The organism is Leptospira licerasiae serovar Varillal str. VAR 010 (assembly GCF_000244755.1).
Lineage (GTDB): Bacteria > Spirochaetota > Leptospiria > Leptospirales > Leptospiraceae > Leptospira_B > Leptospira_B licerasiae.
Genome location: NZ_AHOO02000011.1, coordinates 60984 through 85000 on the forward strand (window position 1 = coordinate 60984; position 24017 = coordinate 85000).

Below are 24017 nucleotides of genomic sequence, written 5' to 3' on the forward strand. Positions count from 1 at the left end.
GTATGCAGTCTGTTTTTACCTGATTGTAAAATTCCCGGATCGATCCTTCCTTAGGTAATATTTGTGAAACTATTTCAAATTTTATTGTTTTGTTTAATTTCCTCCGGCCTCCTCTTTGCGCAGGACTCCCCAACAACAAGCGAACCCCAAAACACTTCTCCGGAAGTTTCGGCAGAAGAGCAAACGTTATCCGCCGTTAAAAAATTGATCGGTTTTATCCGTTACAAAAAGAACGACAAAGCTCTCGCACTCGTTCATGTGGGAAAATTCTCGGAGAAACTTATCGGAGATCATAAAATTTCCGCTACCGATAGAAAGGAATTCGAAGATGCGATCTCGGAATACATTGTGAACAAAGCATTTCCAGTCGCATTAAAATATTTTGATAAGATCGACATCACTTACGACAAACCTACCGTGAACGGTAAACAGGCAAGGATCGGTTCCTCTATTCTTTACAAAGGTTCAGATCAGATCAAATTCGCTTGGATACTTTCCGAATCGGATGACGCTTGGTACATCAGCGATTTCGAAACAGAAGGCAAACTCGCAACGGAGATCAACCGCACTAAAAATATAGAACCGTCTATTAAGAAAAACGGAATCAAAGGGACCATATCCCTAATACAAAAAGCAGCTAAGAACTGATGAGAAAACTTCTTTCTAAGGCGACCGAGTTGGTATTAACCAAACCGGCCGCTTCTTCCGCAATCCTCTTTATTTTTCTGGTAATCTCCGCAGTTTTAGCGACCAGACTTTCCATTAACAGCGATAACCTACAGCTTCTTCCTTCCGATAACCCTTCTGTCGTCCAAACAAAACGTGTGATCGAAATGATCGGCGGAAGCGGATTTTACACTGTTGCTCTAAAATTCAAGGACGACAAGGGGATGACGGAACATCTTACCAAGGCATTCCAAGCCAAACGTAACGGCGATCCTGAAACTCAAAAAAAAGAACTAGAACTAGCTGACGAAGCGAAACGTAAAAACATAGCATATTACAAGTCCAAAGAGATCGCGCTTAAAAGAGCCTCCGATAAACTGGCGACGGAAGTTTTAAAGGACAAGGAATTAGTCCGTTATGTTTCTTATAGATATAACGTTTCCTTTTTGCAGGACAGACTTCCTTTATTCTTAAAAACGGAAGATCTTAAAGAGGTCCGAAAAAGAGTAAAACGTAAGATCGATGACGAAATAGAAAAAGCAAATCCGTTCTTTATCAAGCTGACCAACGAAGAATATAATCCTGACTTTACAGATATTATTTCCAAATACCAAAAACTCGCCAAAAGAGATATATTCGACGAATATAATATTTCTCCTGAAAAAGGAATGCTCATTGTCTTAATCAAACCGACCGGTTCCTTCGTAGACATCGAGTTCCTGGAAAAGATAGACACCAAAGTCCAAGGTTTGGTAAAAACTTTAGGTTTAGAAAAAGACGGGATTTATGCAGGTTATACCGGAGCCTATAAACTTAACCAAGACGATTACGAAACTTTGATCAAAGCGTTAAAACCTATCGGTATCGCTTCCTTTTTAGGAATAGGACTTCTACTTTTATTATTTTTCCGTAATCCTCTTTTTATAGTCATTCTACTGTTTTCCTTACTCAGCGGATTGTTAATGACCTTCGGGTTGACCGGACTTGTGATAGGTCAATTAAATAGTATCACAAGTATCATAGGCTCCATTCTAATGGGACTCGGGATAGATTATGGTATCCAATTTTTATACAGATTCAGAGAAGAATTTACAAAGAAACAAGATATCGTAAGGGCCATCAAAGACACGATCTATCATACAGGGATCGCTTCTTTCAGCTCCGCGTTAACTACTACTTCCGCATTCGTAGTCCTTTCTTTCTCGGAGTTTAGGGGCTTCAGCGAATTCGGGATCATTGCAACGTATGGGATCGTCATGATTGCGATCGCAATGTACGGTGTAACTGCATTACAGATCGCTTTACTTTTAAAATGGTTCCCTTCCCTATCCAAGGCGTTCCTCTTAAACGAAGACCAACAAACTCCTTCCGGTTTATTAAGAAAATTTTATTCTAAACCGGGAATTCTATCCATAATCGTGTTAATTCTCGTCTTAATCTTCGGGATATTCGCTCCAAAAGTCCAATTCGACGTAAACGGAAGGAATCTTTTAGTAGAAAACTTAGAATCTGTAAATTTATACGATGAGATCGCTGACCGTTTCGACATTTCTTCCGATCCTCAGGCGATCGTAGTAAAAAGTCTGGAAGAATCGGAGGCAGTATTCGATCATTTGAATCCTGTTCCGGAATCGATCGCCGGCTCCGTCGATCAGGTAGTTTCTCTCTGGAACTTTGTTCCACCTTACTCTCAACAATTAGAAAACCGTAAAGTTCTGGACCAGCTCGCAAAAGATATGAAGCCGGTAAAGGCTTCCTTTCTGAAACCGGAGCAGAGAAAATATTTGCCTAAAGCAAAGTTATTTTTATCTGTCAAACCTTACGACTACACTGCCGTTCCGGATTATTTCTCCTCTCAGTTCAAGGAAGTTGCAAGTTCGAAGGAAAAAGGACATCTATTATTCCTATATCCTAAGGTAGCCTTATGGCATGGTGGAAAATTATTAGAATTTTTTGCCGCGATAGGAAGATTGGAAGTCCCGAAAATTTCCAGAAGGACTTTGAATACGATCCTATACTCCACAGGGACTCAAAAAGAATCCGAAATCGATCCGGTTAAAGAGAATTATTCTCCTGCGGAAACTAAAACTCTATTAAACGCGCTAAACACATACTCTAAGGAAAAACTTCTCTCGATCAAGATCCTGCCCGGAACGGTAGATATGATATTGGAACATAGACCTTATAAGGATATCGCCCAAGCGAGATCATACACATTCCAAACGGACACTGCGGGGAGCTTGATGTTGTTCGCTCAGCTCATCATGATCGTAAAAAGAGAAGGAGTTGCCGCGTTCTTTATCACGTTGGTATTAGTGATCATCGTTCTGATACTATTCTATAGAGCCTTCTTGCCCGCACTACTCTCCTTAATCCCTCTTCTATTGGGATTGGTGGCTACTGTAGGGATTATGGCTATCATAGATCTTAAATTAAATTTTATGAATGTTCTTGTGTTCCCGGTCATAATAGGGTACGGAATTCAAAACGGGATCTATATCTATTATAGATTCAGAGAAGATCATGATATAGTAAAAGCAATGGCAATGGTAGGCCCTGCGGTGATAGCATCCACATTGACCACACTCGTAGGATGGAGCGCATTACTTCTTGCCAATCAAAGAGGCCTACATTCCATCGGAAAAGTGGCGACAATCGGTATCGCTGCTTGTTTACTGATCGCTCTCACTCTACTCCCTGCGATTTTAGAATTAGCATACCGAAGCCGCAAACAAGAAGAAGACGAAGCTGTTCCGTTAGGTTTAGGACCGGAAGAAGAAGGACCCGAAATGACAGTTTCCAAATTCGTAATGGAGGAAACTTCTCCAAAACCTAAAGCCAAAAAAGCCGTTAAGAAAAAAGCGGCCGCCAAAAAGAAGACGGGAAAGAAAAAATGAGATCAACTATACTTCTATTCTTAATTTCATTTTTCTTCGCAAATTGTGCAGTAAAACAAATTAGGATCTCTCCGAATTTCGAATCCTCTTTAGATAAATTCAAAAGATTGACCGTGGCAATCGATTCCGATTCCAAAGTGAATCAAGTCGAGGCAACCCTTGTAAAATCCATGGCGGAACAGGAGCTTGCCCATCATAAGGAATTTATAGTCTATCCGGATGCTTCCAGCAAAAACCAAAACTGCAAATTTCCGGTAGGAAAATCCCAAGGAGTCCTTACACTCAAGTTGGAAGAGGACTTGAACGGAACCACACCTTCCTTTCTGGTTTGGTTGAGTCCTGCAACATTCGGACCTTCTTCGGATGGGATAAAAATTTCCATCCGTGCACAGATCCAAAAATGCGATACTAAGGAGATCCTCTGGGAAGGAAATGCATCTTCTTCTTATTTTATGGGTGGGGATGAAGATACAACACTTAGGACAAGTTACGAGAATAAATTCGGAAAATCCATCGGACCTAAAGTGCTTCCATATTACGATATTCTAAAGTCTCTTTTGGATAGGATCGCAAGCCCAGTCTTAAACGAAGCAGAACAAGACGAGAAAATAGAAGTAGAATCCGGCTCCTGAGATTCCGGAAATCAGATTCCGCGTTCAGTCCCCCTTTTGGGTAAAAGACGGCCCCCACCCAGGTTCGGGTGGAGGAGGCGGGCCAGTGGGAAACCCTTGGCGGCCTATATCACAAAATCATCATATTCGCAATTTTTATCCAAGTTTTGCTCGGAATTTTCATTCCAAGTTCATGTTAGCAACAGTTTCTAAATCACAGAAACTGTATTTCGTTTTTGAATAACGAACATTGTTTCTAAAAGTTCCTAGGGTAACTTCTTCTTGACCAAATCATCTGTATCGATTGCTATACTCGGAATCGATTTTTCGAGAGGAAAAGAATGAATCTAGTGAATAGTATATCTAAGGCTTCCACGGCCGCTTTTTGGCTTTTATGGTTGGGAGTATTGAGCGGAATCGTACAACTTGTAAACTTACATCCAAGTCTAGATGGGATCGTGCTTACTCTTGGCTGGGTGATTTTAGGGATCCACATTTTAGAAGTCGGGATCTATTCCTTTCGCGCAGGAAGCAGAGGCGGATTTAAAATTTCAGACGCAGCCCAAGTCTTCGTGTTCGGAGTATTCCACTTAATCCCTGTAAGCTTTTCCGATAAGAAGTAATAATCGCAAAGAACCCCCGGCACCGCGCCGGGGGTAAAATTTTAGACAGGCCTTGGCAGCTTATTGATAATATCTACGTATTCTGCAGCCATACCCTTTATGACATCTCCCGCAGGAAGAATGGAATCGATCTGAGCTACTCCGTGGCCTGCCGACCAAATATCTCTCCAACGTTTGAATTCCTGGTCTACATCCCCACTCCCTTCGTTGTGGAAATTATCTCCCGCTTTTTCTACGGAACGTTTCAACCAGTTTGCCGGAATGCCTGAAATTTTTTCGGTATAAACGATCTCTTCCGGCGCAGATTGAACGATCATATCCTTATATTCTTGAGAGGCGGCAGCTTCTTTAGTGGCAATCAGCCTTGTTCCGATGTAAACCGCATCCGCACCTAAAGACATTGCAGCCGCCATCTGAGCCCCACCGCTGATCGCACCTGCGGCAAGAACAGGAAGACCGATCTCTTTTTTCAAATATGGAAAAAGGCTGAAAGGAGAAATATTACCGGCATGTCCGCCTGCTCCTTGAGCGACAGCAACCAGAGCGTCCGCTCCGGACTTAGCAACTAGATTCGCATGTCTTAATGTAGTTACGTCGCAGAAAACTTTTGTGCCTACAGATTTTGCTTCATTGATAATGGAACGAGGACTCCCTAAGCTGGTGATGATCAATTCAACTTTGAACTCTAAAAGTATTTCCAAGTGTTTTGCCCAGTTCGGGTTATGCGCTTTATGTAAAATTAAGTTAACGCCGATCGGTTTTTTGGTCCTGGACCTGATATTTTCCAAACCTCTTCTTAATTCTTCTAAGGTTCGGTAATTCTGAGAGGGGAATGTTCCAAGGCCTCCGGCTTCGGAAACTGCGACAACTAGATCGGGATATGAAACGAGAAACATGGGAGCCCCGATAATGGGCAGATCGATTCCAAGCATCTCCGTTACGGGAGTTTTTATTTTCATAAAGGAAAAGCTTTCATTCTGATCCGATTCCATCTATCTTTTTTTTCTGGCAGAAGAAAATCGAATATTGAAACTGGGGACTATGATCGTTACAGTCTCTTCTTACAAAATACTTCCGGAAAGGATCCAAGAATTTCAGGAAATCAGCAGTGAACTTTCAAAAGAATCCCTCAAAGAGAACGGTGTTCTCAGATTTGATCTGCTACAAAACGACGGAGACGAAGGTAGATTTCTGATCATAGAAGCTTATGAAAGTGAATCCAAACGTAAGTCTCATCTGGAAACCCCTCATTTTGTGAATTGGCGAAGGACAGTTCCGGAAATGTTTTCCCAAGGAACTACTACTGTTTATTATAAACCTGTATCTCCGAAGCCGGAAGATTGGAAAAAATAATCAGGATATAAGCCTTGAGTTCCAAGTTCAATAGTCTCAAGGAACAATTTCATTTTTTTCAAACCCGATTTCCATTCTTTTAGGGACTTTATTTTTGGACATGGAGTCCAAAAATATTATGGTACTACTTACAAATACAAGCGCAGAATTTATTTCTTCTTTAGGATATGATCCACATCCTAAAGATTGTTCCGAGCCAAACGAAGCGGAAATTTTAGATGCCTATTCCAAATCCGTGATACATGCAGTCGACTCTGTCGGCCCAAGCGTAGTCCATCTACAAGTGACAAACAAAAAAGGAGAAGGTGGAAGCGGTTCCGGATTCTTCCTTACACCGGACGGATTTATAGCTACAAATAGCCATGTGGTAGACGGTGCAGTTAGCATTAAGGCGAACCTTGCAGACGGTTCCAGCAAAGAAGCGGAACTGGTAGGAAACGATCCTCATACCGATGTTGCAGTCCTAAAGGTGCATGGAGGACTGTTTCCCCATTCCACTTTTACTGATTCCAAAAAGTTGAAAGTAGGACAATTGGTGGTCGCAATCGGAAATCCATACGGTTTCGAATCTACGGTCACGGCAGGAGTTGTGAGCGCTGTCGGACGAACATTAAGATCTCGTAATGGACGTTTGATAGACAATGTGATCCAAACAGACGCCGCGTTAAATCCGGGGAATTCAGGAGGCCCTTTAGTGGACTTCCAAGGAAGAGTGGTAGGAATTAATACTGCAATCATCCTTCCTGCCCAAGGGATTTGTTTTGCAGTCGCGTCTAACACCGCTGAATATGTGATCACTCGTTTAATCACGAGCGGAGCTGTTAAAAGAGGGTATTTAGGGATCGCTGGTCAAAATCAAAAAATCCCGACACTCACCAAGACTCTAAACAAGTTAGGCTCAGATTCCGGTATCTTGGTCTTATCTTTGGAGCCAGGTTCGCCCGCAGACCGTGCAGGGATACGGAACGGAGATCTGATCATAAACTTGGACGATAAAGAGATCCATACGATAGACGACCTTCATAAGATCTTAGATGAGACTTCGATTGGAAGAAAACTTGGAATTCGTTTATTAAGAGAAGGGTCCATCAGAAGTTTCTTCATCGAACCCGGGGAACTGAAGTAGAGACACACAGAGAAGAATAGAGACACAGCGTATTTCCCTCGCAGAGCCGCCGAGACGCTGAGGATAATTTCCAATTGATTGTCAAAAGAGATTTTTTTCGATTTCCTTTCTAAAAACTCTCTGCGACTTTGCGCCTCTGCGTGCCTAATCTCGGAGCTCTTTTAACACTGTGTCTCTCTTAACTCTGTGACTCTTACTGGATCTCAGGAACATCCATGAGAAGAAGTTCGGAATCTTCCAAAGCGCTTACTTTCAAAAGATCCGTTCTAGGAAAACCCGCACCGTCTCGAGAAAAAAGTTCGGTCCCGTTAATATTCACTTTTCCGGATATTAGAAAAGCGTAAACTCCTCCGTTCTTATTCCTGGACTCGTATTGCAGTTCTTTTCCTGCTTCCGCGTTTCCTAAAGAAAACCATGCGTTTTGGTTGATCCATAGTCCTTCTGCAGACTCTTTAGGAGATACAACCACTTGGAACTTATTCTTCCTATCTTCCGGAAGGAATTTTTTTTGGTCGTATCGAGGTTGTGCTCCCCTTTTTTCAGGTATCACCCAGATCTGTAAGAAGTTCACAGGATCCGTTTCGGAATGATTGTACTCCGAATGAACGATCCCGGTTCCTGCAGACATTACCTGTACTTCTCCGGAGGTGATCACTCCCGAAGTTCCGATACTATCCTTGTGCTCCAACGCACCTCTGATCGGTATAGAGATAATTTCCATATCTTGGTGAGGATGCGGATCGAAACCTCTGCCCGGGGCTACGATATCGTCGTTCAAAACACGCAAAGAACCAAATCTGATCCTTTCCGGATTCATATAGCTTCCGAAAGAAAATGTATGGTTCGATTTCAACCAACCGAAATCCACTCTCCCTCTCGTGTTTGCCTTATGAACTACCGCTTCCATTTTAATCTCCTTTCCCCTTTTTGGGGTGAATATCATTTAGACCGACCGTGTTTAATATAGTTCAAATTTAAAGTATTTAGCCCAAATTTAAACCAAGCCGGAAAGAACATTTTCGAACCTTAATCGAAACTAGGAGTTCCGGAGACCACGATACAACGGAACAAAAAAATAGGGGGAAGATACAAACCTTTCGTATAAACTTCGCCACTCGCTAGCGATTGTGTTCCTGCAGGAGCCTTATCCAAGGCATGATTGTATGCACTTTGTAGATCCGGTACATATCTCGCGAACATAAACGGGAAAATTTGCACCACACAATCTTCTCCTTCTACTCTTTTAGGAGAGAAGACAGGTCTTTCTTTTGCAGGCACAACTCTTTCTACACGATAGATCATTGTTTCTGCACCGCTACAGTAAGTGAATAAAATAAATAAAAGGAAGAAGGCCCCGTGCAAAACTTTCATTGTGAGATCTCCAAACCGTAATAGAGCCGATAACATGTATCGAACATTCCCTGGTCATACTGAAAGATTTCCAGGTCTCGGATATGGGTAGCTGCAGGATTTTTTTCAGGAATTCTTTTTAGGATATTACGGATATTTTCGTTACATCCCTTTTCATTCTGTTTGTATAAACTTTGTTCCACCTGAGGCGGAAGAGGTCTCATACGAAGGTTTTGAAAGAAGAAGATAGTCTTAGAATAACATCCGCTAAATACTACACAGAGTAGAAGAATATGAATCCGCTTTAGTTTCATGATCTTGAATACGTATCAGCAACCTGCAAATTATGCAAGAGATTATAATCCTAATTTTCCTTCGAATAATAAGACGATACATCCTATCGCAGATCCAACTAAAAAACCTAATAAACTTCCGTTAATCCTGATCTTCTCCAGGACTCTTCTGGTCTTTAGTTCTAAATTTTCTCTGAATTGTTTGGGCTCCAATAATTTCAGCCCTTTAGAGATTTGCTCTCCCACGTATACTGAAACGGATTCGTTTGTTTTAGAACTTAAGAATTCCAAGAAGGAGCGGATTGGCCCGTATTCTCTCAAATTTTCCAATTTGGAAATTTCTTCCTTATGAGTGAGAACCACTTCGCTGATGAGTCGATTCAATTGTTCTCTGCCGAAATCAGCTAAGGCACGGACAGCTTCTTCCCTTCTGGAAACCGGCAACTCGTTCCAAGAACCGATATATAATTCAACACATTCGGAGAATATGGAATACAGTTCGAACAGAACTTCTTCCTCTTCCGTTTCGAAATCTTTTCCTTCTTTTAGACCTTCTCCGAATTCTTTTATCCTTTTCCTTGGATCGATGAGCCAGATCAAAGGTTTTGCCAGAAAAGAAAGTCCCTTTGTGATCCTTTGGATCCTTTCTCCAAAATCTTGATGATCCGAAACCTTCATTAAAGTTTCTCCAACCAAAAACCTAACAGTGGACAGGATCTCTTTGCGACTATTCAATTCATGTAAGATTTGTTTATCTGCACCTGAAAATTTAAAATTAGAAACATATAATACGATATCTTCTTCTATTTTGTCCCAGATCAGGTTCAAAAATTCCCTGACTTCTTTTTCTCCCTTTATATGTTTGTCTAGAAGTTCTCTGATCGCCTGGATGTTTTCCGGGTCATCCAAAATCCCGTCCAAATAAGATCTTAATTTATGTTCGCTGATCAAGTCGGAAGATACCCAATTTCCGATTTCTTCCGCGATTGTCTCACTTTCGGACTCGACTGCCTTATAGGTCTTCCAAACTGCAAACCAATCGCAGATCGCTCCGACGAGTCCGCCTTCTAAACCGTGTATAAAAATATTTCCCCAAACATAAAGGCTCCATTTTTGCCAGAGCCCCCATAGCAGAATGCTTCCGAACAACACTAAAAGTGAATTCGAAATGAACTGAAGTTTGGAGTACGGTTTATTGCCGTACGGTCCCATTAACGGAAAAACCACCTTCCTTTCACAAAGGAGGAGAATATGAAAAATATAGGCAAAAGGAAAAGGATAATCGTTAGGAAGATCGAATTCCCTTTCGCAAACTTCAGATCTGTATTTTGTTTTTGGGAACAGACAAGTATCTCATTCCTTTGGGTCTGGAATAAGATCCCTCCCTCTGCATCTTCCCAACTTGGGAAAAAAGACCTTCTGACAAGTTTACAATTATGATTTTCTAATGCAGATTGTTCCGGTTTTCCTAGGGCCGAAATTTCGGGGCCTGCAAAAACTTCTTCATCCGAAAAAATACGAGGTAGGACCGGAAGCTCCTGCAATAACATGGGCTCTTTCGGTTTTTCTTTTACCGGGAAAAACCTGCCTAAAAATTCATTCCGATCCGAGAATGATAGATCACCGTATTTCGACCTAAAATCCTCCTTCCAAACGTTATCCTCTTTCGGAACGTTTAAAACCAATAAACCTTGGAACCATTTGTTGTAATTCGGACCGATCGCCTCTATCTCTTTTTTACCGATCCTAGCGAACACGATTCCGGCATCTAACCCCTCGTGCAATATCGCTTCGTTCGTATTGTACAGGAATCTTTTTGGACGAAGAGATTTTCCGCCGCTCAACTCCTTATAATCCGCGACCCCCCAAGGTTTTTCAGTTAGAACTGCGACATCCGCTCCCGGATTTTTCACCTTGAATAAAAATAAGAAAGATTTGTTCTCTAATTCCTTTTCATACATTTCGGAAGGAGAATCGTTTGTACGCAGCCCTTCCCTATTAACCCAACCTTTTAATAATTCGAAACGAGTCGGATTGAATTTTAGAATTTTATAAAGTTTTTCGGTAGAACCGATAATATAAGAAGTTCCGTTTGCCTGCAAGAATCGGTGTAATCCTATGCCGGTGTCTTCCGGAGAAAGTTCCTCTTCGTACCCTGGATTTTTTTTCCAAGCGGTCCAAGGCAAATAACGGCTTAAATAAGGCTGAAGCGCAAGAGAAGTCAAGGAAGCATCAGCTTCCATTCCTAATAAGTTTCTATGCCCTGCCCTTCTGATCAAAAGACCTAAAGTAAAAGGACTGTCCCCCCATTTTCTATGAGAATCTATTTCCGGAAAAATTTTCGAATCTTTTGGAAGTTCAGAAAGTGCAACTTCGACATCTTTCATTTCCAAGGCGGAGAAACTGTCCTTTAAGAACGTCGTATTCTCCTTCCACTCTAATTCAGGATGCCATAAGAAGAATCTTACTAATGCAAAAAATAAAAGCGCGGAGACCGAATATTGTGCGGTCAAAGAAGCAGTCTTGTTCTTCAGTAAATGAACTGCAGTTTCTAAACCTGATAAGGTCAAAAATAATAAGGAAAGATCTAATGCTCTATACCAAGGAAATCCCAATCCAGGGAAAAACTTGGAAAGAGAAGTATCGACTCCGATCCAATAAAAGATCAAACTAGCAAAGAAAACAAACCTGGAAGCCGGCGGAAAAATTTTACGCTTTAGAATAGAACGAATTCCTAATAGAAAAAGAGCTGGGAATATTACCTGTATCCAATGAAGCCCTATGATAAAATTCCACAAGAAAGCGAGAACTCCGCTTCCTTCCCAAATCGGTTTCAATGCTCCGGAACCTAAAATGGAGATCAGTCCTGGAGTAGTATCCATCGGAAAAGTTTCCGCGCGATAAGAGGAATATTTCAAAAAATTCCACCAAACAGGTGTAGCAGCGATCAATGGAATGAAAAAAGCAATGGAGAAAGCTCTTTTTCCCAACTCTTCTCCCAAGAATAGGAAATAGATCAGAAGGGAGATCAGATAGAATAATGAGGAAGGAAGATCGGAATAATAAACGCATACGCTTACCACTAGATATTTGGAAAGAGAGGATAATTTTCCCGTAGTTCTGTATTTTTCTAAATAATAAAAGCCTAATAAACTCCAACCGAGTCCGAAAAATCCGGTCACAGAACCGCTGAACAATCCTACCAAAGAAAGTCCGAACGGTTCCTCTCCCGCACATAAAAAGAAGAACAAAAGTCCTGACATTGCAAGCATTACCGTGTTTGCCCTATGGTTAGTCTCGCTTAAGAGTAAAAGACTAAACTTAATAAATGCATAAGTAAAAAGTAATATAGAAAGAAGTATTCCGATATTGAAAGAAAGAGAAAGTGAGGACCAGAAAAATACGGTTTTATGAAGGACCGCGACCATAAAATAGAAGAACGGAGGCTGAAAGTAAAAGACAGGCATTCCGGAAAACCAACGGCTATCGTAACCTAAAGACTGACCGTTATTCAAAAATGAATCGTAAATTTCCGCCAAATGGGTTTGAGCGTGAAGGCTCCAACCCGAAAGAGTATCCTCGCTAAATAGGAATCTGAATTTGATGATAAGAATTAAGAAGGAGGCGAGTAATAATAGGGGCCTTCGCCAAGCCGGAGCAAGTCTCCATTTTTTCTGAAAAAAAGGCATGCCGAGAGGGTACGGAAAACCCCCGGAATTGACAAGCAAAACAGGACCAACCTGAGAGGATTCGCCCAGAGGAACCGAGGGGTCGCGGAAAAAAGAGGAAGATTATTCCTCTTTCACATTCTCCTGAACGTACTTTCTAAATTCAGCTTCGCTCATCTTGTCCGCATACAATGGATACAGAGCCGTAATCAACTCTTCCAAGGTGGGGAATTTTGCCCCGTCGAGCTTGAATGCCATAGGGTCCTCTACAAGGTAACGATTTCGGGATCCATTCTAAAGTATGGACCCGTTCACCTTCTCTCTAACCATGATTTTCGGGGTTCAATACAATAAAACTAGAAAACGATCCAACTTTCCCGAAAGGAGAAATGTTTTACCGACTTAGGAACGTTGGTCTTCGATTCCTAAGACTAGTATATCGTCTTTGGGTTCCGAGCTTCCTAAAAATCTGAATAAATCTTCTTGGATGCCGCTTAATAATTCTTCTAAACTTTGAGAGTCTCCATTTCTGAGAGAGGCCAATACTCTTTCTATTCCATAAAAATCTCCGGGCAACCTGGAAGACTCGGTCAATCCGTCCGTAAAACAAAGTATCCTAAATCCCGGAGTGAGCGAGACCTCCTTATCTTCGAAATGGAAATTTTCCAAAAGACCCACTAACGGGTTTTCACATTCGATTATATGTTCTTCGTCTTTGTTCTGGACTAAAACCGGAGGAGATCCCGCGAGAGAAAGAGTGAGTTTTTTTCCGTCACTAGAAATTTCCAAAATGGATGCGGAGAAAAATGTGGACACATTTCCAAATTTACCATGGAACAAAGACCCTATCGCAGAGAGTAATTTTCCGGGACTTTCTTCTTTTAATCTCAAATCCTCATATATACTTCGGATCAAGATCGTAATGAGCGCAGCTTGTATTCCGTGTCCTGGTGCATCCGCTAAGAAGATTCGGATCTTTCCGTTCGGAAGTTCTGTTATATCGTAAAGGTCTCCGCCTACTTCCGCCAATGGTTTATGCAAGATACCGAATTTGATCTTTCCGATCTTTTTTTCGGCGGTGTCTTCCAAATTTAAGAGTCCTTTTTGGATCTCCCTTGCGACATTCAGATCGTTTTGGATAAGACGAAGCGCGTTTCTAAGTTGTTTGGTCCTTTCTTCCACCCTTCTTTCCAAATTTCTGGAAAGATCCAAAAGTCTATCCAAACTTTCGGAACTTCTAATGGATAAGAATACTGATTGTGCTACTATAAATACGAATGCTCCGATATTGGTAAAATATCCCGTATCCAGATAGAATGTTGCGTATAAGATATCGTGGATCATTGCCGCATATATAAACACGAAACCGGCAAGTATGATGAGAGCGCCCTTCCTTCTTCTTAACGCAGCTTTAGTAAGAGAGAATAATCCAAGCGTTCCTGCAAGAAATGCGACCAGATAATAAACAGTAATTGTAAATGTGAATATCCTAACCGGGAATACTAAAACCACGATACAAGCGCCGACCGCGATCCACCAGACCAAATCTACCAGTATTCTTTTTAATTCTCTCGGGAAAACGGAAAGTATATAACTCAAAAAAACAGGGATCGCAAGGTAAAACGTAACGTATTCTATCCGAACATAGTGATGATACTTTAGAAAATCAATATATTCTGAAATGATCCTTGTCCCTGAAAAAAGTCCGCGGGCCGCCATGATCAAACAAAACGTGCCGAAATACATGGAGGCGGATTCTCCCTTTCTAACTGCGGCATAAATAAGATGTAATAAACCTATACAGAAAAGTCCCCCTGCTAAGAACAGATCCAAAAATCTTTCCGCATTCCAAGTCTTCTCCATACTGGAGGCGGTCCCGAACCGGATCGGCGCCCAAAAACCTCCCAACCTATGGTCCCTGTTCGCGATCTGCACGTCTATCGTCAGATCTTCTACTTCAGGAGTGAACTTCACGAGCTTATTACACCAGGCAGGTTTGACTTCGAAAATTGTGATGTCCGAAGAAGAAGGGAATTCGACTTCTCCGCAAGAGGCCAAAAGTTTGCCGTTCACATATAAAAAGTAAGAGGAACTTTGCTCTTGCAGTATAAATGCAAGCTCGCCATAATTTCGATTTAGTTTGAGAGATAGTTCGTAGGTCCCGTAACCTTCCCCCAATCTGGATCCGTTCTTTCCATTCCAAGAAGAAGGTACGCTAACTACTTCGTAAGAATTCTGGCTTTCTAAGCCGGAACTTTTCCAATACAACCATCTGAATTTCCAAAGTCCGGAAAGTAAAATCGGCCCCTGCTCTTCCAGATCATAATTTTTTAACTCGAGCACTCCCTGCACGATAGCGGGATGTTCTACTTTTGCCGAAGATTCGGAACATCCCGAAAAGAAGAATGGAAGATAGATCAGAATTAAGAAGGTGATTGCCTTTTTCATTTGGAAGAAAATCCGCTTTAAACGAATTCTGAAGGATAGAATCAAAAAAGCGTTCAAAATAGGAAAAAAATGTTCCAAAATATAAAACCCTTCTTGACAAAAAGAAAGCCATTCTGACTATAACAGATAAATATCCAATTTATTGGATAAAAATTCCGAATTATTGTCGGAAGGGGCGTAAAAGTGAACCTTATGAAAGCAAAATTAAATATATCTGTAGTCCGGTCAATCGCCAAAGGAATCGGCGCTCTGGCTTTAACCGGTATCTTCTCCTTATCGGCTTATGCGAATGATACCCTATTAAACGTTTCTTTCGACCCAACTAGAGAACTTTACGAAGAAATTAACAAGAAATTCGTAGAGTCTTGGAAGAAGAAGTCAGGCAAAGATCTGACCATCCAACAATCCCACGGCGGATCAGGAAAACAAGCCAGAGCGGTAATCGATGGATTAGAAGCGGATGTAGTAACCTTGGCACTCGCTTATGATATCGATAGCATAGTTGCGAACGGTGGATCCGTTTCTAAGGATTGGGAGAAAGCATTCCCGAATCATTCGACTCCGTATTATTCTACTATTGTTTTCTTAGTTAGAAAAGGAAACCCTAAGGCGATCAAAGATTGGGATGATGTTGTAAAACCCGGGATCGGAGTGATTACACCTAACCCTAAAACTTCAGGCGGAGCTCGCTGGAACTATTTAGCTGCTTGGGGATTTGCTAAGAAAAAATATAAAACGGAAGAAAAGGCGATCGAATTCGTCAGAAATCTCTATAAGAACACTTCCGTTCTGGACACAGGTGCAAGAGGATCCACTACTACATTCGTTCAAAGAGGAATCGGTGATGTTCTTCTTGCTTGGGAGAATGAGGCAGAACTGGCCCTATCCGAATCCAGAAAAGCAAACGGTGGAACGGCGGGGTTCGAAGTGGTTTATCCAAGCACCAGTATCCTTGCAGAAACTCCTGTAGCAATCGTCGAAAAAGTAACCGCTAAAAAGGGAACTACCGAACTTGCAAAAGCTTATTTGGAATTCTTATACACCAAAGAAGGGCAAGAAATCATCGCGAAACATTTCTTTCGTCCAAACGATGCGGCTATATTAAAAGCGAATATTGCAAAATTCCCTAAACTTCAATTATTCGATGTAAGAAGTATTGAAGGTTCCTGGGCGGCAGCTCATAAAAAACATTTCGCTGACGGCGGTCTTTTCGACTCCATCTACGGCGAAGCAAAGAAGTAAGTAGGAAGGAACTCCAACGAAAACCTTTACTGAATGGAGCCGCCTTCAAGCGGCTCTTGGTTTGACGAAATAGAGCGTTTCTCAAGAATCGACTCACAGGGTTTCCCGTTTGAAACTGATTTTTCGTCCTTATTCTAAAACAAGTTTTGGTCTGTCCTTAGGACTTACTGTCTTCTACCTTAGCTTTCTTGTTATTATTCCGTTATCCGCGTTATTTTTTAAAACTGCGACCTTGGGGCTTTCCGGGCTTTGGGAAGTTTTTTCGGAGCATCGGATCCAACAGGCGCTGCTCTTAAGTTTCGGTGCCGGAAGTGTTGCTGCGGTAATCAATCTATTCGTCGGTTTTTTATTCGCTTGGGTTTTGGTGAGATATGATTTCCCCGGTAAAAAGATCTTAGATTCTCTAGTGGATCTTCCATTCACACTCCCTACGGCGGTGGCGGGTATAGCTCTCACCACCATTTATGCACCCAACGGTTTTATAGGAAAGTATTTCGAAGCGTATGGGATCAAGATAGCTTACACTCCGATCGGGATTGTTATCGCTTTAGTCTTCATTGGATTTCCATTCGTAGTCAGAACTGTTCAACCCATCCTAGAAGATCTTCCCAAAGAATTGGAAGAAAGCGCTTATTGTTTAGGAGCAAGCAGGTTCCAAACGTTCACGAAAGTTATCTTACCTGAATTGGTGCCTTCCCTACTTGCCGGAACCAGTATGGCTTTCGCGAGAGGCATCGGAGAATACGGCTCAGTCGTTTTTATTTCAGGAAACCTTCCCGGAAAGACCGAGATCCTTCCGTTACTCATAGTTACCAAACTAGAACAATACGAATATGCAAAGGCAACCGGAATCGCTGTTTTAATGTTGGTACTCTCCTTTACGATCATGTTTGGGATCAATTATCTGCAAAACAGAGCCTCTAGGAGATTAGGATGAAAGAAACTGAATCCGTTTGGATCCGCTCTGCTTTGATCATTTCGGTCTTAATACTTGCATTCGTAATTCTCATACTGCCGATCACAGTAGTATTCTTGGAAGCTTTCGCTCAAGGTTGGGGAGCCTATCTGCAAGGATTACAAGATAGTGATACGATCTCTGCTATGCTAATGACATTGAAGGTAGCGGGGATCGCAGTTCCTTTGAACACAGCATTCGGATTAGTTGCAGCCTTTCTTTTAACAAGGTTCGAGTTCCCGGGCAAAAATATCCTACTAACGATCATAGATTCTCCTTTTGCGGTCTCTCCGGTCATTTCCGGACTTATTTTCCTATTACTTTTCGGAAAACAAGGATGGATGGGAGATATATTAGAAGAATGGAATATTAAGATCGTATTCAATACCCCGGGACTCGTGATCGCGACCGTATTTATTACACTTCCTTTTGTCGCCAGAGAGTTAATCCCTCTCATGCAAAGCCAGGGAAAAGAAGAAGAGGAAGCCGGGATTTTGCTCGGAGCTTCCCTTTACCAAACATTTATTAAAATTATCATCCCGAATATCAAATGGGGACTTTTATACGGGCTCATACTTTGTAATGCAAGAGCCATGGGAGAATTCGGAGCTGTTTCCGTATTGTCCGGACATATCCGAGGAAAGACTAACACTCTTCCCCTACAGATAGAAATGTTATATAACGAGTATAATTCTGTGGGAGCATTTTCTGCCGCATCGGTGCTTGTATTTCTTTCTCTTCTTACCCTACTCTTAAAAACGATCTTGGAAAGAAATCTTCATCGCAAAGAAGAACTAGAGATCCCGGAAACAGCTGGTCTCGGAAAAGAAAAAAGCACAAATGTTCAGGTTTCCAAATCCTAGGAGAATAAGATGTCTATTGAAATTCGAAATGTAAGCAAACGATTCGGAAAATTCCAGGCTTTGGATCAAGTGGATTTAACTATTCCGGACGGAAACCTAGTCGCATTACTCGGACCTTCCGGAAGTGGAAAAACCACTCTTCTTAGGATCATCGCCGGATTAGATACCCCGGACGAGGGAGAAGTATTATTCAATGGAGAAAAATCCAAGTCCAAAAATTCAAAGGACAGAGGAGTAGGATTCGTATTCCAACATTACGCGCTCTTTCGCCATATGACGATTTTTGAAAATATCGCATTCGGTTTGAAAGTCCGTCCAAGATCCACAAGGCCGTCAAAGGAAGAGATCCAAGAGAAAGTATTCCAACTTTTGAAGTTGGTACAATTGGAAAATTTCCATGCAAGATTTCCTTTCGAATTATCCGGAGGGCAAAGACAAAGGGTAGCTTTAGCAAGAGCCTTAGCGATAGAACCTAAGTTTTTGCTTTTGGACGAACCTTTCGGAGCCTTGGATGCAAAGGTCAGGAAAGAGTTACGCACATGGCTCAGAAGACTCCATGATGAGATCCACATCACAAGCGTATTCGTAACCCACGACCAGGAAGAAGCATTAGAGGTCAGCGACTCGATAGTTATATTAAGATCCGGTAAAATAGAACAGATTGGTACGCCTGACGAGGTTTATAATAAACCTAAAACACCTTTCGTTTTCCATTTTTTAGGAGACGTGAACCTATTTCACGGAAGGATCCACGAAGGGACTGCGAAGATAGGCGACCTGGATGTAGCTACTCCGGAACATTCGGACGTAGTAGATAAGGAAGGGGTTGCCTACGTTAGACCTTATGATGTGGAAATTTCCAGATCTTCTACCCAAGGTATCCCAGCGGAAATCCAATACATCCATTCCACTGGCAGAAATGTTCGGATTGAATTGAAACGTTTGGATTCGGGAACTTTAATCGAGTCATTACTGGACCAATCTACTTTTAAAGAATTAAATCTACTGCCGGGCGAGACGGTTTATCTCAGGATCAAAAAAGCGAAAGTATATGTGGAATATATGGAAGATTTTTCGATCTGAAGGAGATCCGACAGAGCGAGTGTCGTAGATAGCAAGATCTATTGTGAAAAAAGAACAGTATCCCTACTCTTCTCAAAGAGGTAGGGACTTTGTGATCTCCGAATAGGAAAATTTTATTTTGTTAAAATCTCCGTGCCTGTTCCGTTTCCCCAAGTGCCTTCCAATCGGCTTCCTCCGCTCTTAACAGTATAGATCACCGGATAAGTATCCCCCCAATCCACCGTTAAAGTGTTTCCGCTCAAAGTACCTGTTCCGGAAAAACTATTTCCGACTGACCATTCAAAATTGTAAGACCCATCTTCATTCAAAGTGATCGTTACACTTCCTTTATATTTACTACCATTCGGATTTGTACCTGTCACTTTATAAGTTCCGTAAACGTTCAGGGTTTGAGCGCTCAAATAGGAAAAGGAAACGGTCAAAGCGATCACGGTAAATAAAGCTATAATTTTGGCTTTAGGGTTTCTAAACATGAATACCTCCCAGGTGAGGGAAAAATAAAAGCATAGATCCCGATCTAATCAAGATCTTTATGCAAACTCGGAAAACATTTATTTCCAAATGGAATCTCTCTAAATACAGGAATTATAACCTCTCGAGATCCATTTTCTGGATTCTTCCGGGTCTATCACTGCATCTATCTCCAGATAAGAAGCCATATTGATTGCCTTCCCTCTTTCATAGGCCTCCGAAACCAGGCGTTCGAATAAAATTTGTCTCTCTTTCCAATCCTTAACTTCCGAAAGTTCTTTTTGATATCCTGTTCTAATTTCTCCTTCTATACCCATTGCACCGAATTCGCCCGTCGGCCAAGAGATCGTAAATACGGGAGAATGGAAACTGCCCGCAGCCATAGCCATCGCACCTAAACCGTAACCCTTTCGGAGGATGATCGTAAATACGGGAACTTGTAAAGAAGCGCCCGACTCGAATAATTTCGCCGCCTTACGGACCAATCCCTTTTTTTCTACTTCGGGGCCTACCATGAATCCAGGTGTATCACAAAGAAATAATATAGGAAGTTTGTTTAGATTACAGAACTCCGCGAATTCGGAAGCTTTTTCGGCTCCTTCAGCATCGATTGCTCCGCCAAGATGAGTCGGATCATTTGCGATCAAACCTAAAGGCCGACCTTCTATTCGAATGAGGTAAGTAACGATCCCTTTTGCAAAGTATTTTCTAAACTCCAAATCGGAATCGATATCCGCAAGATAAGAAATAATAGACCGTATATCGTAAGACCTTAAACGATTTGCTGGAATTAGGGTCCTTAGGATCTTCTGGTCCTTATATTCAAATTTTTTGATATTTCCCTGGAAGTAAGAAAGTGCTTTTTTGGCGGTCAGCACTGCCTCTTCTTCATTCTTTACTAATATATCAATTACACCGTTTTTAGTTTGAACTTCCGAAGGACCGATATCTTCCGCAGAAAAATTCCCAAGTCCTCCCCCTTTTACCATCACAGGGCCGCCCATTCCGATATTCGAATCTTCTGTTGCGATCCTAATATCGCTTGCACCGAACAAAGCGGCGTTCCCTGCAAAACATCTTCCTGCGGCTATAGCGATCCTCAGACTTTTTCCTTTTAGGCCGGCATATTTACGAAAAGTATGCAAATCTAAACCTGCAACTGCCGGCACGTCCACTTCTCCAGGACGACCACCTCCGCCTTCCGTAAAAAACACCAGAGGAAGTTTTTGGTTTTCTACCATTTCCAAAAATCGATCCGTTTTTTTATGATTCATCGCTCCTTGGGTTCCCATAAAAACAGTATAATCATAAGCTAATACAGAAATTCTTGCGCTATGTGGATCGAATAACTCAGCATTCACTGTGCCGAGACCTGCAATAAGCCCATCTGCCGGGCTAAGTTTGATCAATTCTTCTAAGGACCTTCTTCTTCTTTGGGCCGCAATCGCAAGGCCTCCATATTCTACAAAACTTCCCGGATCACAAAGATCAGATACATTCTCTCTTGCAGTCCTTTGTCCCCTCTTATGACGTTTAGAAACTGCCTGCGGTCTGGAGGCATCTTCATTCAAAGCCAAACGATCTAAAACTTCCTTTAGATCGGGACGAATTTGGTTCGGGTCGATTTTTTCTTCATGACCAAAGGAAGAGTGCTCTAAATCCTCGGGGCGGATCCAGATCAATGTATCTTCTTCCGAAACTACCTTTCCGGGCTCTACCAATACTCTTTCTACGATACCTGTAGTTTCGGAATATAAAAGATGTTCCATTTTCATGGACGAAAGAAGTGCAATTTTTTCGCCTTTTAGGATAGGCGCACCCTCCTTAGAATAGATTTCCACAAGGTTCCCTGTCATCGGAGAATAAAATGAAATCAACCCTTCCGGAATGCCCTCTTTTATTTTAGAATTTTCTAAAGTATCATTCTTTAAAGATTCAAAATTATAATTTTTATGTTTCTCTGCTTCTTGATTAAGAAGTCCTGGAATATTCTCCTCTATGAACTTTGTCCATACTGCGTAGGTCTCCAGTTCCTTTCTTTTGAATATGTTAAGAAGAAGAGGAAGATTTGTTTTAATACCTTCTATCCTAAACTCGGACAACGCGCGATATGCGGAACGGATGAGCTTGGAAAACGTAAGACTTTTGGAATGAACAATCAATTTTGCAAGTAAGGAATCGAAATTTGGTCCAACTTCATAACCGGAGTAGGCAGAACTATCCACTCGGATCCCCGGGCCGGAACTGGGTTCGAATACTTTAATTTTTCCGGAAGAAGGAATGATCTCTCCATTTTGGTCCCAAGTTTCAGAGTTAATTCTGATCTGGATCGCATAACCTTTTGGAAACTCTAAAGTCTCTCGTTCCAATCCAATTTCTTTGAAAGATTTTCCGGAAGCGATCTCCAACTGTGTTTCAACAAGATCTACTCCCATGATCTCCTCAGTAATAGTATGTTCCACCTGCAGCCTAGGATTGGATTCTATAAAATAGATCCCAGATTCCGGACTGATCAAAAACTCAAAAGTTCCCAAACTTTCGTAAGATAAATTGGATGCCATCTGCAAGGAATAAGAGATGATTTTTTCCCTGATCTTAGAGTCTAAAAAAGGAGCCGGTGCGATTTCTAATAGCTTCTGATTTTTTCTTTGGAGTGAACAATCTCTATCCCAAAAATGTAAAACCTTGCCGGAGCCATCTCCTAAAATCTGCACCTCCACGTGTCTTGCTACAGGCAGATATTTTTCGGCATATAGATTTGGATTTCCGAATGAATGTAACGCTTCTTCCGAACAACTTCTGAACTTATCGTCTAACTCTTTATCCGTATTTATGATACGGATCCCTCTTCCGCCGCCTCCTGCAATCGCCTTCAAAAGAAATATCCCATTTTTAGAATAAAACTCTTTTGCTTCTTTTAGATCGATCACCTTGCGAAGTCCAGGTAAGGTAGGAACTCCTAATGATTCAGCAAGTTGAACCGCCTTTAATTTATCTCCCAAGATCTCAAGTGTCTTAGAACCAGGGCCTACGAATTTAATATTTAAATCTTCGCATCTTTTTGCGAACTCCGGATTCTCGCTTAGAAATCCGTAGCCTGGATGAATGGAGTCGCAACCTTCTCTGAGCGCTATGGAAAGTATTTCTTCCTGATCTAAATATACTTTCGCACCTCTTCCTTTGAGGGAAATGGAAACATCGGTCGCTAGTATATGTCTAGAATTGGAATCGTCTTCAGAATATATCGAGACGGTAGGAACTCCTAACCTGGAGGCGGCCCGTGCGATCCGGATGGCAACTTCTCCCCGATTCGCTATTAATAATTTGGATAATTTCATAAGTTGGAGGAAGTTTTGTGAGAAAGTCCTTAAGGTCGATCCAGTTTCCAAGCCGCCTCTAAATTTTGAACGAATGACTAATTAACTGCACATTCGCATAACCCATTATCTATAATAACGATTTTTATTCCAATATATTAGATACACAACTGGAAGTAAAAAGAGCGCTTTATTGAAGTGGTCTTTAAGGGGAATCAATATGTCTGCCACTAGTCTTGTTCGAACTTCAGGAAAAAAGAAGGCACCGGCCAAAAATGCGATGGAAAAAAAGAATGCTAAGTTCTCCAAAACTTCGAAAGAAATTTCCAAAAGCCTGATTAAGGGTTTAAATCTTCCGATTGTTTATTCTCCTTATTCTCCGGAGAAAGCCGACCTAAAACATCTAACGGATTGGATCAAAAAGAATCATAAAGAAATACAAAGAGATCTATTGATCTACGGAGCAATCCTACTCAGAGGTTTTAATATAGGTTCGTCAGAAAATTTTGAAAAAGTCGCTTTAAGTTTGGATCCCAATTTGTCGGAAGTATATTTGGGAACTTCTCCTAGAGACAAAAAGACAAAGTTCGTGCATACTGCCAGCGAACTTCCTTCCGCTTATCCGATCATGCAGCATGCAGAAATGAGCTTCTTAAACAAACCTCCTAAAAAACTTTTCTTTTATGCAAAAGTAGCTCCTTCCAAAAATGGAGAAACTCCTATCACGGATCTAAGGACTGTACTAAGAGATATGCCTAATCGTATTTCAGATAAAGTGGAAAAGCAAGGGATCAAGTATATTCGTCATTATGATGGCCCTGGTGCTTCTCGTTATAGTCTTTGGAAAACAAAACCTTGGAGCGAAATGTTTAAGACGATAGATAAAAAAATAGCGGAGAAGGAGATAAAAAAGCAGAATTTCGAGCATGAATGGTTACCAGGGAATAAATTAAGATTAATAAATTCTCAAGTAGGTGTCAGAAAACACCCGATTGCCGGATCCAAGGCTTGGCATAATCATAGCCAAACGTTTCATATAGATTCACCTAGG

General features: G+C 41.5%; 21 protein-coding genes (1 of these 21 only partly in view). 11 read left to right on the forward strand and 10 right to left on the reverse strand.

Going from position 1 to position 24017, the window contains the following annotated elements:
- Positions 1–63: 63 nt before the first annotated feature.
- The 4 genes from LEP1GSC185_RS12835 to LEP1GSC185_RS12850 all read left to right on the forward strand — a co-directional run bounded on the left by LEP1GSC185_RS12835 (position 64) and on the right by LEP1GSC185_RS12850 (position 4797).
- Positions 64–648, forward strand: coding sequence for an ABC transporter substrate-binding protein (locus LEP1GSC185_RS12835; protein ID WP_008591354.1), 585 nt, complete (start codon positions 64–66; stop codon positions 646–648).
- Complete coding sequence (locus tag LEP1GSC185_RS12840) at positions 648–3563, forward strand: MMPL family transporter (RefSeq protein WP_008590285.1); 2916 nt, start codon at positions 648–650, stop codon at positions 3561–3563. The genes LEP1GSC185_RS12835 and LEP1GSC185_RS12840 overlap by 1 nt, the downstream gene beginning before the upstream one ends.
- Positions 3560–4195, forward strand: a complete 636-nt coding sequence (locus LEP1GSC185_RS12845) for an MXAN_6521/LA_1396 family lipoprotein (protein ID WP_008591780.1) — start codon at positions 3560–3562, stop codon at positions 4193–4195. Before LEP1GSC185_RS12840 ends, LEP1GSC185_RS12845 begins: the two co-directional genes overlap by 4 nt.
- Before the next feature lie 320 nt (positions 4196–4515).
- Entirely contained in the window at positions 4516–4797 is a 282-nt protein-coding gene (locus tag LEP1GSC185_RS12850) for a hypothetical protein (RefSeq protein ID WP_008591515.1), read from the forward strand.
- 41 nt (positions 4798–4838) lie between these two features.
- On the opposite strand, the gene LEP1GSC185_RS12855 is transcribed toward LEP1GSC185_RS12850, so the two are convergent.
- Positions 4839–5756, reverse strand: coding sequence for an NAD(P)H-dependent flavin oxidoreductase (locus LEP1GSC185_RS12855; RefSeq protein WP_024864108.1), 918 nt, complete (start codon positions 5754–5756; stop codon positions 4839–4841).
- An 82-nt stretch (positions 5757–5838) separates the two neighbouring features.
- Between LEP1GSC185_RS12855 and LEP1GSC185_RS12860 the strand changes: the two genes are divergently transcribed.
- Positions 5839–6150, forward strand: coding sequence for a putative quinol monooxygenase (locus LEP1GSC185_RS12860; RefSeq protein ID WP_008597036.1), 312 nt, complete (start codon positions 5839–5841; stop codon positions 6148–6150).
- 118 nt (positions 6151–6268) lie between these two features.
- On the forward strand, positions 6269–7276 hold the full coding sequence (locus LEP1GSC185_RS12865) for a S1C family serine protease (RefSeq protein WP_024864107.1): 1008 nt from the start codon (positions 6269–6271) through the stop codon (positions 7274–7276).
- Between the two features lie 193 nt (positions 7277–7469).
- Here the strand turns inward: LEP1GSC185_RS12865 and LEP1GSC185_RS12870 are convergent, their stop codons facing one another.
- The 7 genes from LEP1GSC185_RS12870 to LEP1GSC185_RS12895 all read right to left on the reverse strand — a co-directional run bounded on the left by LEP1GSC185_RS12870 (position 7470) and on the right by LEP1GSC185_RS12895 (position 15113).
- Entirely contained in the window at positions 7470–8183 is a 714-nt protein-coding gene (locus tag LEP1GSC185_RS12870) for a pirin family protein (RefSeq protein ID WP_008591222.1), read from the reverse strand.
- Between the two features lie 119 nt (positions 8184–8302).
- Positions 8303–8647 (reverse strand): hypothetical protein, encoded by a 345-nt coding sequence (locus tag LEP1GSC185_RS12875; RefSeq protein WP_008590182.1) that lies wholly within the window; start codon positions 8645–8647, stop codon positions 8303–8305.
- Positions 8644–8940, reverse strand: a complete 297-nt coding sequence (locus LEP1GSC185_RS12880; protein WP_008591573.1) for a hypothetical protein — start codon at positions 8938–8940, stop codon at positions 8644–8646. The genes LEP1GSC185_RS12875 and LEP1GSC185_RS12880 overlap by 4 nt, the downstream gene beginning before the upstream one ends.
- A gap of 42 nt (positions 8941–8982) precedes the next feature.
- Positions 8983–10131 carry a DUF445 family protein gene (locus tag LEP1GSC185_RS12885; protein ID WP_008590507.1) on the reverse strand — a complete coding sequence of 383 codons (1149 nt, stop codon included), beginning with the start codon at positions 10129–10131 and terminating at the stop codon, positions 8983–8985.
- Positions 10131–12608: a hypothetical protein gene (locus LEP1GSC185_RS12890; protein WP_008590519.1), complete on the reverse strand. Its 2478-nt coding sequence runs from the start codon at positions 12606–12608 to the stop codon at positions 10131–10133. The genes LEP1GSC185_RS12885 and LEP1GSC185_RS12890 overlap by 1 nt, the downstream gene beginning before the upstream one ends.
- 102 nt (positions 12609–12710) lie before the next feature.
- The gene (locus LEP1GSC185_RS20260) at positions 12711–12845 is read right to left on the reverse strand and encodes a hypothetical protein (protein ID WP_008589440.1); all 135 of its coding nucleotides are present in this window, start codon (positions 12843–12845) and stop codon (positions 12711–12713) included.
- 144 nt (positions 12846–12989) lie between these two features.
- A complete protein-coding gene (locus LEP1GSC185_RS12895; protein ID WP_008590819.1) occupies positions 12990–15113 on the reverse strand; it encodes a PP2C family protein-serine/threonine phosphatase in 2124 nt (707 codons plus the stop codon).
- Positions 15114–15227: 114 nt separating this feature from the next.
- Between LEP1GSC185_RS12895 and LEP1GSC185_RS12900 the strand changes: the two genes are divergently transcribed.
- The 4 genes from LEP1GSC185_RS12900 to LEP1GSC185_RS12915 all read left to right on the forward strand — a co-directional run bounded on the left by LEP1GSC185_RS12900 (position 15228) and on the right by LEP1GSC185_RS12915 (position 19178).
- The gene (locus LEP1GSC185_RS12900) at positions 15228–16277 is read left to right on the forward strand and encodes a sulfate ABC transporter substrate-binding protein (RefSeq protein WP_008589795.1); all 1050 of its coding nucleotides are present in this window, start codon (positions 15228–15230) and stop codon (positions 16275–16277) included.
- 109 nt (positions 16278–16386) lie between these two features.
- Positions 16387–17214, forward strand: coding sequence for a sulfate ABC transporter permease subunit CysT (gene cysT, locus LEP1GSC185_RS12905; protein ID WP_008589413.1), 828 nt, complete (start codon positions 16387–16389; stop codon positions 17212–17214).
- Positions 17211–18095 (forward strand): sulfate ABC transporter permease subunit CysW, encoded by an 885-nt coding sequence (gene cysW, locus LEP1GSC185_RS12910; RefSeq protein ID WP_008590954.1) that lies wholly within the window; start codon positions 17211–17213, stop codon positions 18093–18095. The genes cysT and cysW overlap by 4 nt, the downstream gene beginning before the upstream one ends.
- 9 nt (positions 18096–18104) lie before the next feature.
- Positions 18105–19178, forward strand: coding sequence for a sulfate/molybdate ABC transporter ATP-binding protein (locus tag LEP1GSC185_RS12915; protein ID WP_008589954.1), 1074 nt, complete (start codon positions 18105–18107; stop codon positions 19176–19178).
- 113 nt (positions 19179–19291) lie between these two features.
- Here LEP1GSC185_RS12915 and lfb1 read toward each other — a convergent pair whose 3' ends face one another.
- Both lfb1 and LEP1GSC185_RS12925 read right to left on the reverse strand, forming a co-directional pair.
- On the reverse strand, positions 19292–19651 hold the full coding sequence (lfb1, locus tag LEP1GSC185_RS12920; RefSeq protein ID WP_008591258.1) for an LIC10280 family protein: 360 nt from the start codon (positions 19649–19651) through the stop codon (positions 19292–19294).
- Between the two features lie 99 nt (positions 19652–19750).
- A complete protein-coding gene (locus LEP1GSC185_RS12925; protein WP_008589778.1) occupies positions 19751–22987 on the reverse strand; it encodes an acetyl-CoA carboxylase family protein in 3237 nt (1078 codons plus the stop codon).
- A gap of 199 nt (positions 22988–23186) precedes the next feature.
- On the opposite strand from LEP1GSC185_RS12925, the gene LEP1GSC185_RS12930 reads away from it, so the two are divergent.
- Positions 23187–24017: the 5' portion of a TauD/TfdA family dioxygenase gene (locus LEP1GSC185_RS12930; RefSeq protein WP_008590911.1), read on the forward strand. It continues 312 nt past the right edge of the window; 831 of the gene's 1143 nt are visible here — the first part of the coding sequence; the start codon lies at positions 23187–23189; its stop codon lies beyond the right edge, outside the window.

Bases quoted from the DNA above. Each gene is read 5' to 3' on its own strand.
- LEP1GSC185_RS12840 (WP_008590285.1), top strand. From the start codon at position 648: ATGAGAAAACTTCTTTCTAAGGCGACCGAGTTGGTATTAACCAAACCG.
- LEP1GSC185_RS12845 (WP_008591780.1), top strand. From the start codon at position 3,560: ATGAGATCAACTATACTTCTATTCTTAATTTCATTTTTCTTCGCAAAT.
- LEP1GSC185_RS12850 (WP_008591515.1), top strand. From the start codon at position 4,516: ATGAATCTAGTGAATAGTATATCTAAGGCTTCCACGGCCGCTTTTTGG.
- LEP1GSC185_RS12855 (WP_024864108.1), bottom strand. From the start codon at position 5,756: ATGAAAATAAAAACTCCCGTAACGGAGATGCTTGGAATCGATCTGCCC.
- LEP1GSC185_RS12860 (WP_008597036.1), top strand. From the start codon at position 5,839: ATGATCGTTACAGTCTCTTCTTACAAAATACTTCCGGAAAGGATCCAA.
- LEP1GSC185_RS12865 (WP_024864107.1), top strand. From the start codon at position 6,269: ATGGTACTACTTACAAATACAAGCGCAGAATTTATTTCTTCTTTAGGA.
- LEP1GSC185_RS12870 (WP_008591222.1), bottom strand. From the start codon at position 8,183: ATGGAAGCGGTAGTTCATAAGGCAAACACGAGAGGGAGAGTGGATTTC.
- LEP1GSC185_RS12875 (WP_008590182.1), bottom strand. From the start codon at position 8,647: ATGAAAGTTTTGCACGGGGCCTTCTTCCTTTTATTTATTTTATTCACT.
- LEP1GSC185_RS12880 (WP_008591573.1), bottom strand. From the start codon at position 8,940: ATGAAACTAAAGCGGATTCATATTCTTCTACTCTGTGTAGTATTTAGC.
- LEP1GSC185_RS12885 (WP_008590507.1), bottom strand. From the start codon at position 10,131: ATGGGACCGTACGGCAATAAACCGTACTCCAAACTTCAGTTCATTTCG.
- LEP1GSC185_RS12890 (WP_008590519.1), bottom strand. From the start codon at position 12,608: ATGCCTTTTTTTCAGAAAAAATGGAGACTTGCTCCGGCTTGGCGAAGG.
- LEP1GSC185_RS20260 (WP_008589440.1), bottom strand. From the start codon at position 12,845: ATGGCATTCAAGCTCGACGGGGCAAAATTCCCCACCTTGGAAGAGTTG.
- LEP1GSC185_RS12900 (WP_008589795.1), top strand. From the start codon at position 15,228: ATGAAAGCAAAATTAAATATATCTGTAGTCCGGTCAATCGCCAAAGGA.
- cysW (WP_008590954.1), top strand. From the start codon at position 17,211: ATGAAAGAAACTGAATCCGTTTGGATCCGCTCTGCTTTGATCATTTCG.
- LEP1GSC185_RS12915 (WP_008589954.1), top strand. From the start codon at position 18,105: ATGTCTATTGAAATTCGAAATGTAAGCAAACGATTCGGAAAATTCCAG.
- lfb1 (WP_008591258.1), bottom strand. From the start codon at position 19,651: ATGTTTAGAAACCCTAAAGCCAAAATTATAGCTTTATTTACCGTGATC.
- LEP1GSC185_RS12925 (WP_008589778.1), bottom strand. From the start codon at position 22,987: ATGAAATTATCCAAATTATTAATAGCGAATCGGGGAGAAGTTGCCATC.